Source organism: Polaribacter sp. Hel1_33_96 (assembly GCF_002846595.1).
Classification (GTDB): domain Bacteria; phylum Bacteroidota; class Bacteroidia; order Flavobacteriales; family Flavobacteriaceae; genus Polaribacter.
Genome location: NZ_PJMV01000001.1, coordinates 507,365 through 521,602, shown reverse-complemented (window position 1 = coordinate 521,602; position 14,238 = coordinate 507,365). Strand labels below are relative to the sequence as shown.

18 protein-coding genes and 1 other RNA gene are annotated in these 14,238 nt (G+C 31.2%); 13 read left to right on the top strand and 6 right to left on the bottom strand.

Annotated elements, in window-relative coordinates; all coding sequences use genetic code 11:
• Window positions 1–30: 30 nt before the first annotated feature.
• Complete coding sequence (locus ATE90_RS02370) at window positions 31–474, top strand: hypothetical protein (protein ID WP_101450729.1); 444 nt, start codon at window positions 31–33, stop codon at window positions 472–474.
• A gap of 77 nt (window positions 475–551) precedes the next feature.
• Here ATE90_RS02370 and ATE90_RS02365 read toward each other — a convergent pair whose 3' ends face one another.
• Window positions 552–1,556 carry a M28 family peptidase gene (locus ATE90_RS02365; protein ID WP_036783517.1) on the bottom strand — a complete coding sequence of 335 codons (1,005 nt, stop codon included), beginning with the start codon at window positions 1,554–1,556 and terminating at the stop codon, window positions 552–554.
• 167 nt (window positions 1,557–1,723) lie between these two features.
• Here ATE90_RS02365 and kdsA point away from each other — a divergent pair, with 167 nt between their 5' ends.
• Together kdsA and ATE90_RS02355 are read left to right on the top strand one after the other, a co-directional pair.
• Window positions 1,724–2,542 carry a 3-deoxy-8-phosphooctulonate synthase gene (gene kdsA, locus ATE90_RS02360; RefSeq protein ID WP_036783511.1) on the top strand — a complete coding sequence of 273 codons (819 nt, stop codon included), beginning with the start codon at window positions 1,724–1,726 and terminating at the stop codon, window positions 2,540–2,542.
• A gap of 203 nt (window positions 2,543–2,745) precedes the next feature.
• Window positions 2,746–3,300: a hypothetical protein gene (locus ATE90_RS02355; protein WP_101450727.1), complete on the top strand. Its 555-nt coding sequence runs from the start codon at window positions 2,746–2,748 to the stop codon at window positions 3,298–3,300.
• A gap of 5 nt (window positions 3,301–3,305) precedes the next feature.
• Here ATE90_RS02355 and ATE90_RS02350 read toward each other — a convergent pair whose 3' ends face one another.
• A complete protein-coding gene (locus tag ATE90_RS02350) occupies window positions 3,306–3,527 on the bottom strand; it encodes a DUF3820 family protein (protein WP_036783500.1) in 222 nt (73 codons plus the stop codon).
• Complete coding sequence (locus ATE90_RS02345) at window positions 3,527–4,732, bottom strand: NAD(P)-dependent oxidoreductase (RefSeq protein ID WP_036783491.1); 1,206 nt, start codon at window positions 4,730–4,732, stop codon at window positions 3,527–3,529. The genes ATE90_RS02350 and ATE90_RS02345 overlap by 1 nt, the downstream gene beginning before the upstream one ends.
• A 117-nt stretch (window positions 4,733–4,849) precedes the next feature.
• Between ATE90_RS02345 and ssrA the strand changes: the two genes are divergently transcribed.
• The 9 genes from ssrA to ATE90_RS02305 all read left to right on the top strand — a co-directional run bounded on the left by ssrA (window position 4,850) and on the right by ATE90_RS02305 (window position 11,486).
• Window positions 4,850–5,242, top strand: a transfer-messenger RNA (tmRNA) gene (gene ssrA / locus ATE90_RS02340).
• Window positions 5,243–5,467: 225 nt separating this feature from the next.
• Window positions 5,468–5,767: a DUF1330 domain-containing protein gene (locus tag ATE90_RS02335; RefSeq protein ID WP_036783488.1), complete on the top strand. Its 300-nt coding sequence runs from the start codon at window positions 5,468–5,470 to the stop codon at window positions 5,765–5,767.
• A 54-nt stretch (window positions 5,768–5,821) separates the two neighbouring features.
• Window positions 5,822–5,947 carry a hypothetical protein gene (locus ATE90_RS13775; protein ID WP_297799308.1) on the top strand — a complete coding sequence of 42 codons (126 nt, stop codon included), beginning with the start codon at window positions 5,822–5,824 and terminating at the stop codon, window positions 5,945–5,947.
• 99 nt (window positions 5,948–6,046) lie between these two features.
• Window positions 6,047–6,292, top strand: a complete 246-nt coding sequence (locus ATE90_RS02330) for a BspA family leucine-rich repeat surface protein (RefSeq protein ID WP_036783486.1) — start codon at window positions 6,047–6,049, stop codon at window positions 6,290–6,292.
• 389 nt (window positions 6,293–6,681) lie between these two features.
• A complete protein-coding gene (locus ATE90_RS02325) occupies window positions 6,682–7,521 on the top strand; it encodes a helix-turn-helix domain-containing protein (protein WP_036783482.1) in 840 nt (279 codons plus the stop codon).
• A gap of 87 nt (window positions 7,522–7,608) precedes the next feature.
• Window positions 7,609–8,166 (top strand): YbhB/YbcL family Raf kinase inhibitor-like protein, encoded by a 558-nt coding sequence (locus ATE90_RS02320; RefSeq protein WP_101450724.1) that lies wholly within the window; start codon window positions 7,609–7,611, stop codon window positions 8,164–8,166.
• Window positions 8,167–8,346: 180 nt separating this feature from the next.
• The gene (locus ATE90_RS02315) at window positions 8,347–9,066 is read left to right on the top strand and encodes a 3-ketoacyl-ACP reductase (RefSeq protein WP_101450722.1); all 720 of its coding nucleotides are present in this window, start codon (window positions 8,347–8,349) and stop codon (window positions 9,064–9,066) included.
• Window positions 9,067–9,310: 244 nt separating this feature from the next.
• Complete coding sequence (locus ATE90_RS02310) at window positions 9,311–10,819, top strand: NAD(P)H-hydrate dehydratase (protein WP_036783474.1); 1,509 nt, start codon at window positions 9,311–9,313, stop codon at window positions 10,817–10,819.
• Between the two features lie 235 nt (window positions 10,820–11,054).
• On the top strand, window positions 11,055–11,486 hold the full coding sequence (locus ATE90_RS02305) for a hypothetical protein (RefSeq protein WP_091954928.1): 432 nt from the start codon (window positions 11,055–11,057) through the stop codon (window positions 11,484–11,486).
• 220 nt (window positions 11,487–11,706) lie between these two features.
• Here the strand turns inward: ATE90_RS02305 and ATE90_RS02300 are convergent, their stop codons facing one another.
• Window positions 11,707–12,093, bottom strand: a complete 387-nt coding sequence (locus tag ATE90_RS02300; protein ID WP_036783466.1) for a nucleoside triphosphate pyrophosphohydrolase family protein — start codon at window positions 12,091–12,093, stop codon at window positions 11,707–11,709.
• A 133-nt stretch (window positions 12,094–12,226) separates the two neighbouring features.
• Window positions 12,227–12,955, bottom strand: a complete 729-nt coding sequence (locus ATE90_RS02295; RefSeq protein ID WP_036783464.1) for an SDR family NAD(P)-dependent oxidoreductase — start codon at window positions 12,953–12,955, stop codon at window positions 12,227–12,229.
• A 98-nt stretch (window positions 12,956–13,053) separates the two neighbouring features.
• On the opposite strand from ATE90_RS02295, the gene ATE90_RS02290 reads away from it, so the two are divergent.
• Window positions 13,054–13,260, top strand: a complete 207-nt coding sequence (locus tag ATE90_RS02290; RefSeq protein ID WP_036783462.1) for a hypothetical protein — start codon at window positions 13,054–13,056, stop codon at window positions 13,258–13,260.
• Here the strand turns inward: ATE90_RS02290 and ATE90_RS02285 are convergent.
• Entirely contained in the window at window positions 13,257–14,180 is a 924-nt protein-coding gene (locus ATE90_RS02285; RefSeq protein WP_101450719.1) for an ion channel, read from the bottom strand. The genes ATE90_RS02290 and ATE90_RS02285 overlap by 4 nt on opposite strands.
• Window positions 14,181–14,238 lie beyond the last annotated feature (58 nt).

Here is a 14,238-nt window from a genome sequence, read left to right as displayed (position 1 = left end):
TTGCATTGATTTTAACTTAAAAAATAAATTATGAAAAAAATATTATTAGGATTTGGCTTTATTTTGGCTACAACATTTTCATCAAACGCTCAAGAAATTTCAGACAATGCAATTGGTTTAAGATTTAGTGGCGGAAATGGTTTGGGTGCTGATATTTCTTATCAAAAGAAACTAGATAACTCTAATCGTTTAGAAGTGAACTTAGGTTTAAGAGACGAATTCAGTAGTTTTAAAGGTACAGGTTTGTATCAATGGGTTTGGAATTTAGAAGATAAATTTAACTGGTATGCAGGTTTTGGTGCAGGTTTTGATTCTGGATATTCTTCTTTATTTGGTGCTGGAATAGTTGGAATTGAATATAATTTTGATGCCCCTATTTTAATTTCTTTAGATTATAGACCAGAAGTTGGTATTACAGGAAATTATGATGGTTTAAATTCTTCTTTAGCATTAGCTATTAGATATCAGTTTTAGGAAATTGTATTCTAGAAAAAGAAAGTCCTCAACATTAATTTGTTAAGGACCTTCATTTTTAATATTTGTTTTAAAGCTTATTTTTTCTCGTTTAAAACTACTCTTGTAGGAGTATCTTTTCCGTTAATAATACTTTCCGTTCCTTTTGCAACCGCCTGAATCGTTTGTGTAATCACGGTCATATTTAAAGTTTCTGCTTCATCAGAAGCTTTATGATAATCTTTATCTACATCAATAGGAGTTGTAGAAAAAGTATGAGAAGGCACTCCGAGACGGGCTAAAGAGGCATTGTCTGATCTAAAAAATAAATTAAAATTTTTATAGGGATCAGGAAATAATTGGTAACCTGTTCCTTTTAAATTCCTTTGAATAATCTTACCAAAATCTGAACGTTCAAAACCTGTTAACCACGCTGTATTTGGCCCAAAACTTGGTACTTTACCAATCATTTCTAAATTAATTCCTGCTACAAATTTGTTAGCATCAATACCTTTCCCGAAATGAGTAGAACCAATTAAACCCATTTCTTCAGCAGTAAAAGCAACAAAAACAATTGTTCTTTCATTACCAACTTTCTTAAAATATTCTGCCAATGCTAAAACTCCTGTAACCCCAGAAGCATCATCATTGGCACCATTGTAAATTTTATCTTCTCCTTTTCCTTCATTTCCTAAATGATCATAATGTGCAGAAACAATTACATATTCATCTTTTTTACTTTTGCCTTCTAAAACTCCTATAATATTGGCGCTCGTAATTTCTTCTTTACTACTTCTAGGTTTAAAGTTGAAGGTTTGTCTATAGGTTTCTAAACTTTCAAAAGTGGTTAAACCAATTCTCTTAAACTCATTTTCTATATATTTTGCAGCTTTTTCAATACCTACGGTTCCTGCTTTCCTACCTTCCATATCATCAGAAGCAAGGGTATATAAATGTTTTTTAACCGTTACTGAATCTATAAAAAATACACTTTTAACTATTTTAGTATTTACAGAATTTACAATTGGTTCACTGACATTTTTTGAACTGTTACAAGAAATTATAAATGCTAATGCCACTAAAGCGATCGATATTTTTTTCATTTTATTTTCATTTTAAAAATATAAATATAACCAATATAATAGAAAACAATCCTCAAAACACTATTTAGAAAACAACATACCCATCTTACCGCTCTTAGTTCAGAATCTTAAAACCTATCGCATTATAACACCTAATTTTTATGTATTTTTGTGCAAAATTTTTACAAATGATTTTATCTCAAATTCCAAATATAAAACACACAAACGCTAATAACTTTTTTCTTTTAGCAGGACCCTGCGCAATTGAAGGTGAAGAAATGGCCTTAAGAATTGCTGAAAAAGTAATTACGATTACTGATAAATTAGCCATCCCTTTTATTTTTAAAGGAAGTTTTAAAAAAGCAAACAGAAGCAGAATTGATAGTTTTACAGGAATTGGAGACGAAAAAGCATTAAAAATTTTACGCAAAGTTTCAGAAACTTTTAATGTACCAACGGTAACAGATATTCATGAAGTTTCTGATGCTATTAAAGCAGCGGAATATGCAGATGTTTTGCAGATTCCTGCTTTTTTAGTGCGTCAAACAGATTTAGTCGTTGCAGCCGCAAAAACTGGAAAAGTTGTCAATCTAAAGAAAGGACAGTTTATGAGTCCAGGTGCAATGAAACATGCTGTACAAAAAGTAAAAGATGCGGGTTCTAATAAAGCGTGGATCACGGACAGAGGGACTATGTTTGGCTATCAAGACATGATTGTTGATTTTAGAGGAATTCCTGAAATGCGTGAATTTGCTCCAACAATTTTAGATGTTACACATTCTTTGCAACAACCAAATCAAACTGCTGGGGTTACTGGAGGAAGACCAGAAATGATCGAAACGATTGCCAGAGCAGGAATTGTAAATAATGTTGACGGGTTATTTATAGAAACTCATTTCGATCCTGCAAATGCAAAAAGTGATGGTGCAAATATGCTGCATTTAGACAATTTAGAAGGTCTTTTAACTAATTTAGTCGCTATTAGAAAAACGATTAATAATTTATAAGTATCGTTTTGTTTATAGAGAAAATAGCATCTGTATTTCAGGGTAAAATTAATTTTACCCATCATAATAAAACAACTTCAAAAACATTCCGTTTAGTAAAAATTAATAAAAGCACTAAAATGGATTTAATTTGTTCCGGTTCATTTAGAATGAATTTTTTCGCAGAATTCATTTTTGTATATTAGCCAATAAATACTTCAAATATGCACAATACTTTTCAAATTAATTTCTGTTTAAAAGGTTTTACAAGCATTCTTATTGGAGCTTATTTTTTTATTGTAGGATATTTAATAAAAACTATTTTAGACGGTTTTTTAATTGATGATAATCCCATGGGAACGTTATCTCCAGAAATTATAGAAGCATTAATAATCGCCCTAGTTCTTTTGGTCTTTTTATTTTCGTCCTTAGCCTTGTTTTTTGGCGGAAAAAGAAGTGCTAAAAAATTTCAACACAAGCTTTGGAATAGAGAAACAAAAGTTGCATCTCGAAAATATATCCTTTACATTATAGTTATTTTCACACTATTAATGCTAGTGCTGAGTGCTGGTTTAATAGACTACCTCACTCCTATTTTTCTCTTTCTTTACGCAGTTTTACTATTTCTATTCAAGGATAAAGAACGAAAAAACCTGTTAATTTTATCTGGTTTAAGTCTGCTTTTAGCAGTTATATGCATGTTAATACCGGCCTACTGGTATTCTTCTCTTTCTATCTTAGGAATTGCGCATATTGCATATGGCGTTGTTGTTAAATAAAAAAATTAAAATTTCCTTCTTATTTCCCTTACAATATCCTCAAGTCCGTTTAATTGGAGCTCATAAACTAAATCCATTTGCTTTCCTAATTTACCCGCAGGAAAACCCTTAGTTTTATACCAAACAATATAATGTTCCGGTAAATCAATCAAAAACCTACCTTTATATTTACCAAAAGGCATTTTCATCTTTGCTAAATCTATGAGAAACTGTTTATCTTGTAACATTATTCTTTTCCATCTACATAATCCTGTAAATATGAAAAACGGTTAGTAAGCTTTCCGTTCTCTGTCATTTTAGCACGTTCTAAAATACCATCTTTGTCATTATTAAAAAAAGCAGGAATTACATTTTCTAAAAATAGTTCGCCAAAACCTTCACTGGCATCTTTGGGTAATTCACAAGGTAAATTATCTACTGCCATTACTACAATAGCGCCTTTATCTTTATAATCTACCTCAGATTCAGTTACGGGGTTGTAACCATAAATAGGTTCTGCAATTGTGGATGCTCTTAATGTTGAAGCCACGGGACCATCTACATCACAAGAAATATCTGCCACAAATTTTATTTTAAAATCTTTAGATTTTGCATCTTCTCTCGTAAATAGATAGGGTGCTCCATTGCCATAAAAATGACCAGCAATAAAAAAATCAGTTACTTTTGCAAAACACATAAAATCTGATTCATATTTTTCTGGATGATTATAAAAATCAGAATTATTAATTACTTCCCCGTCCTTGCGTTTGTTATAATCTAAAACATCTACAAGGCAATAAACAGGCTCTTCAAATGAATTATTTAAATAATCATCAACAGAAACTTGTTTAATATGCATTCCATCTAACATTTCTTTAGCACCGTATGCCACTTTTCCGTTTCCTGTTAAAAGAATTTTAATGCTCGGTAAGTTGATTTTATTTAGTGTTGCTATTAGTTCCTTTTGACTGTCTAAAGTTGCTGCTTTTGGCAAATTAAATGTTTCATTTTTTAATCCAAATGCTCTAAAACCATTGTAAGCACCCACGATTCCTGCATAACGTCCAAAACCAATTAAACGCGCACCATTTTCTTTAATGATGGTTTCATGATCAAACAGTTCAATATTTTTCTCTAAAATTGCTGCTAATAACTTTCTATTATAAGGTTGTTTTTTAATGGTATGGCTAAAGAAAAAATATTTTTTATTATCGATTAAAGCCTCAATAGGAACTTCTTTTACCCCAAATAAAACATCACAATCAGAAACATCATTTGTAACTTTCAAACCCATTTCCTCATAACTTTCATCAGAAAAAACTCGAATATCAGAACTTTCAACATTAATCTCCGAATCTGGAAATTTTTCTTGAAACTCTTTTAACTTTTCTGGAGAGAAAACAACTCTCCTATCTGGTGGATTTTTACGTTCTTTAATAATGCCAAACTTCATAATATATTGTGGTATAATATTTGCTCGAAGATATTAGAATTTAAAGAGATTAGCAACTGATTTTTTTTATACTTTTGCAATCTGTATTTTTTTTTAGAAGTACATCTTTGACATTTTGGGGACGACTGGTTTTGACAGCAAGGACAGTGAATTTGTAAGCATATCAAGGAATGAAATTATTCTTGTAAAACTTATTTCAACTTTTTAAACGGCGAAGATAACTACGCTTTAGCTGCTTAATCCGAAATATAGTAGGATTGGCCTCGGCACACAAGGTGTGCAAGCTTTATGTCCATGAAAAGCCTTGGTTTATGGCGCTTCATTTTTGGGCATCGTAAAAATAAACATAGAAAACTTGTAGCTTTGGCAAGTTTTTGAAGCTAAAGAAGATAAGCTAAAAATGGATTGTTCTTAATCAGCTTTTAGACGAAAATTAAATAAGAACTATATATGTAGAAAGCTTTTTGGCTGCTTGTTTGGACCCGAGTTCGATTCTCGGCGTCTCCACAAACAAAACACCTAATCAATTAACATTTAATTGATTAGGTTTTTTTACACCCTAAAACTATTGTTTTTGTGTCCGTTTTCCTTTTGAGCAAACAATAAAGACACTAAAGTCTTACTAATTTTATTTCACATTAACTTAAAAACGAAGCTAACAATCCTTTTTCAATCTTTTTTGGAATTTGCATTATTTATCAATTCCTTCTATCTTTACTTCAAAATAATTAGATTATGTCTACACTCGTCTTCGCTAAATTTGCTATTAACGACCAAGTCGGGTATTCACGCTATGTTGAGCTCGCTACACCTATATTTGTGCGAGAAAAGGTGATAATTCATGCATCCGATGAAGAGCCGCATGCTTTGTCTCCTGATATGCAAGCCGATAAGGTTGTGCTTCTTGAATTTAGAGACTACTCTCATTTTAAGCACTTCTTCTCTCAGATTGATTATATAGAAGCTGCGAAAATTCGTGATGCAGCTTCAACGATTTCAGCTACAGTTTTTGAACGATTTGAGATGCCAAAGTAATCTTCCTGCTCACAATATCACTTTATTTTAAAAATCAGACAGAATCTTATTTTATTGGGGTGTTTAGGTTCATCTGATATTCAGGATTTTATTATTGATGACTCTATTGTAGAAGATGTAGATGAGGGAAACCTTGTCTATTTGGATGCTAATAGAATAACTATTAAAACTAAAGATTGAGCAGTCTTTGGTGCATCAGGTGTTATTACTGGTTATACCTATAATTTGGTTAGTCTCGAAACTTTAAATTATACTATTGCACAAAGAGATTAGGCTGTAATGATTGGTACATCAAAAACTACTGATTTGAAGTCAATAGATTGGTGCCGTATAACTAATCGAGATATTAACTCTTGGGATGTGAGTACTGTGTATATTATGGGTGCAATGTTTAATAATACCACTTCTTTCAATCAAAATTTAATTATTTGGGATGTGATTAGTGTAATTAGTTGTGTGAATTTTACTTTGGGAGCAAATTCTTGGACACTTCCTAAGCCTAACTTTGCTAACTGCGCCCCTTAAATTATCAGCATACGTTTAATATCTAAAGAATAATTTAAAGAAGGTAAAAAAGTTGAGGTTTTCATATCTGTTATCGTCTCTCATTTAATAGCAATTTTAAAACCTCGTTTATTTAATTCAGTTACTTTTGTACCGCTAATCAATTATGATTTTGTTAATTAGGTTTTTTAATATTCTAATTTTGACCAGTCCTAAAAAATAGGCTACATAATTTCAAACAAAATAAAATTAACCTCCAAAAATAAAGAAATGCCAACAATGGCTTTAGGTAATTGTTTGTTCTCGCCTTTTCTGAAAATCTTAAGGATTTCTATTTGATTCGGTTTCTTTTACTACTTTAGTTCCTGCCAAGAAAACGAACCGAATACACTAAAGATAAATAAAACCCAATGAAGACAATTACTTTACCCGATGACTTAAATTTGAATTCGGCTTTGTCTATTGAGATTTATGATTATGAAAGTACTCAAGAAATCTCAAAACAAGAAATCGTACTCAATAAAAACACGTTTAGTTTTCTTCAAGAGGGAACAAAGGAAGTATTTTTTGATAATTCTTCATATGCGATTAATAACTCTCAATTTCTATTGATGAAGTCGGGTCATTGTTTAATGACAGAAAAACTTTCTAATGTTCAAGAATATTATAAAAGTATTCTATTGTTCTTCTCTAATGAGGCTGTATTAAAATTTATACGGAAATTTGAACTTCGTCAAACAGACTCAAATGCATTCTATTCGACGTATTCATTCAATTATGACTCATTTATAAAAAGATTCGCAAATAGTCTTTTAGACATCTCTAAACTTTCTAAATCGATTCAAAAGCATATTTTAGATGCTAAATTTGAGGAAATTATGCTATACCTTATTGAATTTAATGGGGTCGATTTTTTGTATTCCTTAATTAGTGATGGTGATAATCAAAACCAAAAATTTATCCAGACCATTGAGAGTAATCAATTAAATAAACTTACCATAAAAGAACTTTCTTTTTTATCAAATATGAGTGTGTCAACATTCAAAAGAGAGTTTGAAAAACATTTTCACAATTCACCAAGTAAATGGTTTCAAGAGAAAAGACTTGAGCATGCTGCCTTCCTTTTAAAAAATAAATCGAAGCGATCCTCAGATATTTTTGAGGAAATTGGCTATGAAAACTTATCAAATTTCATTCAAGCATTTAAAGTGAAATTTGGAATGACCCCAAAACAATATCAATCAAATTGAACTTTTATCACTACTTTTTGAACTGAATCAAACACAACATCTTCTATGATCCTTCCTATCTTTGTCCTATAATTAAAACCAAATATCATGAAGAAATCAAATATTATTTTAGCAGTATTAATTGCCTTTTCAAGTTCAATATTCAGTCAAAGTACATTTACTTTGTCTAGTACTGATTTAGGTGGAGAAGCAACAATCACGGAAGAATTTAACGGCTTTGGCTGTACAGGAAAAAATCAATCTCCACAGTTATCTTGGAAAAATGCTCCAGAAGGAACTAAAAGTTTCGCAGTAACAATTTACGACCCAGATGCTCCTACTGGAAGTGGATGGTGGCATTGGGTAGTATTTGATATTCCGTCAAACACAACCGAATTAGCATCTGGCGCAGGAAATATGGAACTGAACTTAACACCTGAAGGTGTTATTCAAAGTATCACGGATTATGGAATGAATGGATACGGCGGACCTTGTCCTCCTGAAGGCCATGGTTTACACCAATATATCATTACAGTACATGCCTTAAAAACAGATAAACTGGGACTAGACGAAAAAACTAATCCTGCAGTAGTTGGATATTACCTTTGGAATAACACGTTAGCAAAAGCAAGTATCGTCTCTTACTATAAAAGAACAAAAAAATAAAAACGGCCTTTAACGACCAATATAAAAATAGCTAATGAAGCGCAAGTAATCAACGCTTGCGCTTTTTTAATATACTTATACTTCAGAAAATAGTACAGCTTCTAAATACTACTTTACTATTTTAAACACGTAACAAATAATTTCATAAATACTGATCCTTAAAAATAATATAAAACGCAAATAAAAGATTTAAAAAGTAGAAAAGCAATAATTACCGGAGGTGGCAGAGGACTTGGAAAGGCGACTGCCATTGCATTTGCAAAAGAAGGAATTGACATCGCTATAACTGGCAGAAATGAAGCCGTTTTGAAAGAAACAGTTTCTGAATTAGAGACGTTTGGAATCCAGGCTATATATACTGTCTTTGATGTAAGTAATTATGAGGAAGTTAAAAGAGGTATTAAAAGTATTTTAGATTCCTTAGGCTCGGTTGATATTTTAGTCAATAACGCAGGAATTGCAGCTTTTGGGACTTTTAACGAAATGGAAGTTAGCGAATGGAGTCAAATTATTCAAACCAACCTTATGGGCATGTATTATGTAACTAAAGAAATTTTACCATACTTAATAAATCAAAATAAAGGTGATATTATTAATGTTTCATCGACAGCAGGATTAAATGGAAATGCAAACACCTCTGCGTATTCAGCATCAAAATTTACAGTTATTGGAATGTCTGAATCCTTGATGAAAGAGGTTCGTAAAAATAATATTAGAGTTTGTACTTTAACACCAAGCACCATTGTATCGGACATGTCAATTGAACTTGGCATTGCTAATAAAGGTTCTGAAGATAGTGTTTTACAACCTGAAGATTTTGCAGAATTAATAGTTGCTGGTTTAAAACTTCCAAGAAGAGCAATGCTTAAAAGTGCCGCTTTATGGTCTACAAATCCGTAATCCATTCGTAAATCTAAAAAAAGTTTGGAGCCAAACATATAAGAAAGAAAAAGTAAGCACTAAACTAAACATTTAGTACTTTTTTTTATTTTTATTTAAAAATAAAAAATAAAAACCTTTTAATTCTGTTAATAACCTAAGAGTAACTAATTGGTAGTCATAAAATAGTGAGAAAGTATCTGGATAATTATTTTTTATTGACCAGAAAGAAAAACATATTTTCGGAACAAAGCATTTCAAAAAAATGAAAATATTCAGTACAAAACAAATAAAATCTTGGGATACGTTTACGATCGAGCGCGAACGCATTACTTCTTTAGAATTGATGGAACGTGCTTCTAATGTTTTTGTAGGTTGGTTTATCAAACAGTTTCCAAATAAAACGACTCCAATTTATATCTTTTGTGGAAATGGTAATAATGGCGGTGACGGTTTTGTAATCAGTCGACTCCTGCATCAAGAATCATACAAAGTTAATGTCATAGCGCAAGCACTGCCTATTAAAAGATCTAAGGATAATGAAGCAAATCTTAATGCCATCCATAAGATTAGTGATCTTAAAATTTTAACAGTGTCAAATAGTGACGATTTTCCATCCATTGAAAACGATTCTATTGTTGTAGATGCTCTTTTTGGAACTGGTCTCAAAAGCGAACTACGTGGTTTCTTTAAAAATTTAGTCCGTTTTTTAAATAAGTTGAATGTAATCCGAGTAGCCGTTGACATTCCTTCTGGACTCTCTGGAGATGCGTCTTCAACAGGCGCCATCTTCAATGCCAATTACACTTTCTCTTTTGAACAACCCAAATTAGCCTTTATGTTCCCTGAAAATCATAAATATGTTGGGGAATGGTTTGCAAAAACGATCCATCTTTCGGAAGAATACTATTTTAGCGAAAGTTCTGACAGCTATCTTTTAACGCCTCAAGTAGCATTATCGCATTATAAAAAAAGAAAAAAATTTGAGCATAAAGGAAATTTTGGACATGCTCTTTTAATTATGGGCAGTAGAGGGAAGATTGGTGCTGCCGTCCTTTCAACTTTTGCTTGCTTGAAATCAGGATGTGGATTAGCAACCGTTTATACACCATCTTGCGGCTATGAAATTTTACAGACGAGTATTCCCGAAGCCATGGTAATTACAGATAATAACGATTCTTATATTAGCAGTTTTCCTAAAACTGATATATATAACGCTATTGGCATTGGATGTGGACTGGGTTTGGCAACTGAAACTGAAAAGGCCTTTGGTAAATTATTGCAAAATTCAAAGCAACCATTAGTGTTGGATGCAGACGCCTTAAACATTATTGCCATGAATCCAAATATGTTAACTAAAATACCAAAAGACTCAATTTTAACACCTCATCCGAAAGAGTTCGAAAGATTGTTTGGAAAAACTTCTAATGATTTTGAAAGAAATATACTTCAAAAGCAAAAAGCTATGAAGCTAAAATGTTTTATTTTACTGAAAGGCGCACATAGCTGTATCGCTACACCAGAAGGAATATGTTATTACAATTCAACTGGAAATTCTGGAATGGCAACAGCAGGAAGCGGAGATGTGCTTACCGGAATTATTACCGGCTTATTAGCCCAAGGGTACTCATCTAAAGCTGCAGTTTGTTTGGGGGTATATTTACATGGATTGGCTGGTGATTTGGGTGCGCAAGAATTAGGACAAGAATCGCTAATAGCAAGGGATATCATAAAACATTTTCCCAAGGCTTTTATAAAATTAATTCAGCAATAGTTTACACCTTTAAAGCTACTTTAAACTGACCAAAGTCATTATATATTTTAAAGTATCTATTTAAATTTGACTTTCAGTAACTATTGTGTATAATTTGACGCAACCAAATGGAAATTTATGCATCTAATAAGTATTATGATTTTAGTAATAATTGCTTACCGACCTGATGAAAATGATATCCATAATTGGGAAACCATTGAAAGAGGCGAAATAAAAATTTAAAACCTGTATAATAATGTCTATGAAAAATTATTATTTAATTTTAACCAAAAACTTTCTCGGGATTGGATATCTACTATTATTTTTAATTGGATTCTTTATCAATGATTTAAATTTATATCATATTGGAGGTGGTGGAATGTTCATTTTTATGGTTGTGATGACCATCAGTCAATCAAAAAAATTATTTTTATTTCTTTTTATGGCCTCAATTGGATGTATCGTTGCATTTTTTGCTTCAAAGTGGTGGCTTGGACTCTTTTGGGTTAGTTCACTTTATTCAGCTGAACAGTTATTTGGAGTTAGTCCATTATTGAAAAATAAGAAAAAATTAATAGAGGGAATCTCTAAGAAAACAACTATCAGGGATAACATAGAACTCTCCGAAATTCTATTTTTCATAGCACTAATAATTGCACCGTATGTATTCGTAAACCATATACATTAGAAAAGACAAAAACAATAAGAGCATCCATCAAATCGTTTTTTACTGAGTCCTTAGAACCATAGAGAAAAAATATCCGTAAAGGAAATAACTCTCGAATTAAGACTTCAGAAAAACATTAAGCTCTCTTTTAACTATATAACATCGACTAGGATCTGTAAAATATCAACCTAAAAATTAATTTTAAACTGTAACCATATTTTTAGTGCAATACCTCATAAACCTAAGCCTCTAAAATATCCGATATATTTGGTTTAAAGTAATTTGGTCCTTTTAAAACTTTACCATCTTCTCTATAAATTGGTTCACCATCTTCACCCAATTTACTCATATTACTTCTTTGTATTTCATTAAAAACGGCTTCAATTTTATCTTGCATTCCATGCTCTATTATAGTTCCACATAATATGTACAACATGTCTCCTAGCGCATCTGCAACTTCAACTAAATCATTGTTATTCGCAGCTTCTAAATATTCTTCATTTTCTTCACGCATTAACTTATAGCGTAATAAGTTTCTATCTTCTCCAATATGGGCAATCGGTGAATTGTTCATATTCAATTTAAAGGCGGTATGAAATTTAGTTACTGCTGTTATTTTGTTTTTCATTTTTAGTTTGTTTTTATATATTTTAGATATTATTTGGAGAAAAGACAGAATTACTACAACTCAAATTTATTTTATTATTAAATCTCTAAATTTTTCGAAATGATATTTTTACTACTATTTGTTCCCGATAATTTTAGAGTACTTTTTTTAATAGCCAAGCGGGCGCTAATTTTAAAATCCAAGCAATTAATTGCCATCGTTTAGATATATAAGCAACTCTTTTTTTGTTTTTAATAGCGGCATAAATTTGTTTTACTGCTTTCTCTAAAGGAACCAACCAAAATACACCATCTTCTAAAGTCACAGCCATATCTGTCGCTACAAATCCTGGTCTAATTTCTGTGATAAAAACCTTCTTCGATTTAATTGACTTCGTTTTGATATACAAACTCTCTAAATATGCTTTTTGATATGCTTTAGATGCAAAATAAACTGGCGCAGAGCGATTTCCTCGAATAGAAGCTATCGATGAAATACCCACTAAGTGCCCAAATTGTTGTTTTTTAAATAGATTATAACTTAAAGTATATACTCTTGTAACTCCTAAAACATTGGTATTTATACTTTGCGCTTCTTTATCCCACTCAAACTTAGGATTTATATGAACAACTCCTGAAGATTGAATAACTAAATCTATTGTTTCGAATTCTTCTACAATCTCATTGAAAATTTTTTCGACCTCTTTTACATTTTGAATATCATTTTGCTTTACTAAAACTTGATTTGGATATTCATTTTTTAATGCTATTAACTTCTCTAATCTTCTTCCTGTGATTGCTACGTTATAACCTTCATTTAATAAAATTTTGGCTATAGATTTCCCAATACCAGAAGTTGCTCCAAAAACGATGACGTTCTTCATTTAATTTGTAATTTTGCAACAGACAATATATAGAAACTTTATGAAAAACTGAACCTTCATGAAATCTAATATTTTAAAACTTATAAAGAATTAAAACTATGTTTTTGAGTGCATTTTTTTCTACGGGTAGAATTATTTTTATCATTTTATTTGTGATTGGTTTTGGAGCTGCTATAGCTTGGAGCTATCGAAAAGACATCAAAAATCATGAACGTTATTATAAAAGTGCTGGCAAAAAAGTAGCTATTTATGGGGGATTGATTATTGCTGTTTTTCTTGCGATTAGAATTTTGTTTGGTAATTAAACATCCATTTTCTCTACTTCACTCAATTTATTATGATCTAAAACAGTATAACCTTCATCATCGAAACTAGAGGAAGGAACATATTTTACATCCATCATTAAATCACTAAAATGGTAGTTATAAATTTGATATACTTTTTGCGAAAATGATTCTTCATGATAGTTTATGAGCAAATATAAATGCGCATCTAAGTTTTTAATTTCTTCTTTAGAATATTTAAACAACGGACTTTTATCATCAATTTCATGCACTACCGTCCAAATTGTTGGCAAGTACATAATTTTATTTCGTTCTAAACTTAGTGTATAAAAATTACGTTTAAACTCTCCATTTTCATCTTTTTCAGAAATAGATAAGGTTACCGTAATTTCGGGTTCAATCATTACGGTTTTTCTACTATTCATTAATCGAAACATTAAAGCTTTATTTTCTTTAAAATCTCTTATAATAAGGTTTTTACTGAATTTTAAAGAAGTTTTAGGTTTTGAAAAACGACCATATAATAACCCCGTAATAAATGAAAAACTTAACAAACCAATCATAGCTTCAAAAGCGGCAATTAAGTTGGCCATAATTCCTTTTGGTGCAATTCCACCATAACCAACAGTCGTTAGTGTTTGTGCACTAAAGAAAAATCCGTTTAAGAAATCTGCAAAAAAAGTACCTCTTGTTTTCGTTATTTCTTCAATACCAATGGCAACATACAGCAATCCAAAAAAGACATTAAAAAGTGTATATGAAAGGATAATTAACGAGAAAAAATGAAACCAAGAAATATCAACAAAGAAGGTATATAAATCGTTTATATTTCTTTTTCTATTCATGTGACTTACATTACTACTGCCGTCATCATTCATAATACTCTGTGCATTCTCCCGAGTGCTGTAACCAATACCTGGGTCTTTTGTTTTTCTTGCCATTCTGTAAAAATACAAAAACCGACTCTTCTCAGAATCGGTTTTTGAAATTGTATGTTTT

Coding starts and splice junctions, on each gene's coding strand:
- ATE90_RS02350 (WP_036783500.1), bottom strand. CDS start 3,527: ATGTTACAAGATAAACAGTTTCTCATAGATTTAGCAAAGATGAAAATG.
- ATE90_RS02290 (WP_036783462.1), top strand. CDS start 13,054: ATGTTTTTGAGTGCATTTTTTTCTACGGGTAGAATTATTTTTATCATT.
- kdsA (WP_036783511.1), top strand. CDS start 1,724: ATGATTTTATCTCAAATTCCAAATATAAAACACACAAACGCTAATAAC.
- ATE90_RS02370 (WP_101450729.1), top strand. CDS start 31: ATGAAAAAAATATTATTAGGATTTGGCTTTATTTTGGCTACAACATTT.
- ATE90_RS02320 (WP_101450724.1), top strand. CDS start 7,609: ATGAAGAAATCAAATATTATTTTAGCAGTATTAATTGCCTTTTCAAGT.
- ATE90_RS02325 (WP_036783482.1), top strand. CDS start 6,682: ATGAAGACAATTACTTTACCCGATGACTTAAATTTGAATTCGGCTTTG.
- ATE90_RS02305 (WP_091954928.1), top strand. CDS start 11,055: ATGTCTATGAAAAATTATTATTTAATTTTAACCAAAAACTTTCTCGGG.
- ATE90_RS02330 (WP_036783486.1), top strand. CDS start 6,047: ATGATTGGTACATCAAAAACTACTGATTTGAAGTCAATAGATTGGTGC.
- ATE90_RS02345 (WP_036783491.1), bottom strand. CDS start 4,732: ATGAAGTTTGGCATTATTAAAGAACGTAAAAATCCACCAGATAGGAGA.
- ATE90_RS02300 (WP_036783466.1), bottom strand. CDS start 12,093: ATGAAAAACAAAATAACAGCAGTAACTAAATTTCATACCGCCTTTAAA.
- ATE90_RS02295 (WP_036783464.1), bottom strand. CDS start 12,955: ATGAAGAACGTCATCGTTTTTGGAGCAACTTCTGGTATTGGGAAATCT.
- ATE90_RS02355 (WP_101450727.1), top strand. CDS start 2,746: ATGCACAATACTTTTCAAATTAATTTCTGTTTAAAAGGTTTTACAAGC.
- ATE90_RS02365 (WP_036783517.1), bottom strand. CDS start 1,556: ATGAAAAAAATATCGATCGCTTTAGTGGCATTAGCATTTATAATTTCT.
- ATE90_RS02310 (WP_036783474.1), top strand. CDS start 9,311: ATGAAAATATTCAGTACAAAACAAATAAAATCTTGGGATACGTTTACG.
- ATE90_RS02335 (WP_036783488.1), top strand. CDS start 5,468: ATGTCTACACTCGTCTTCGCTAAATTTGCTATTAACGACCAAGTCGGG.
- ATE90_RS02285 (WP_101450719.1), bottom strand. CDS start 14,180: ATGGCAAGAAAAACAAAAGACCCAGGTATTGGTTACAGCACTCGGGAG.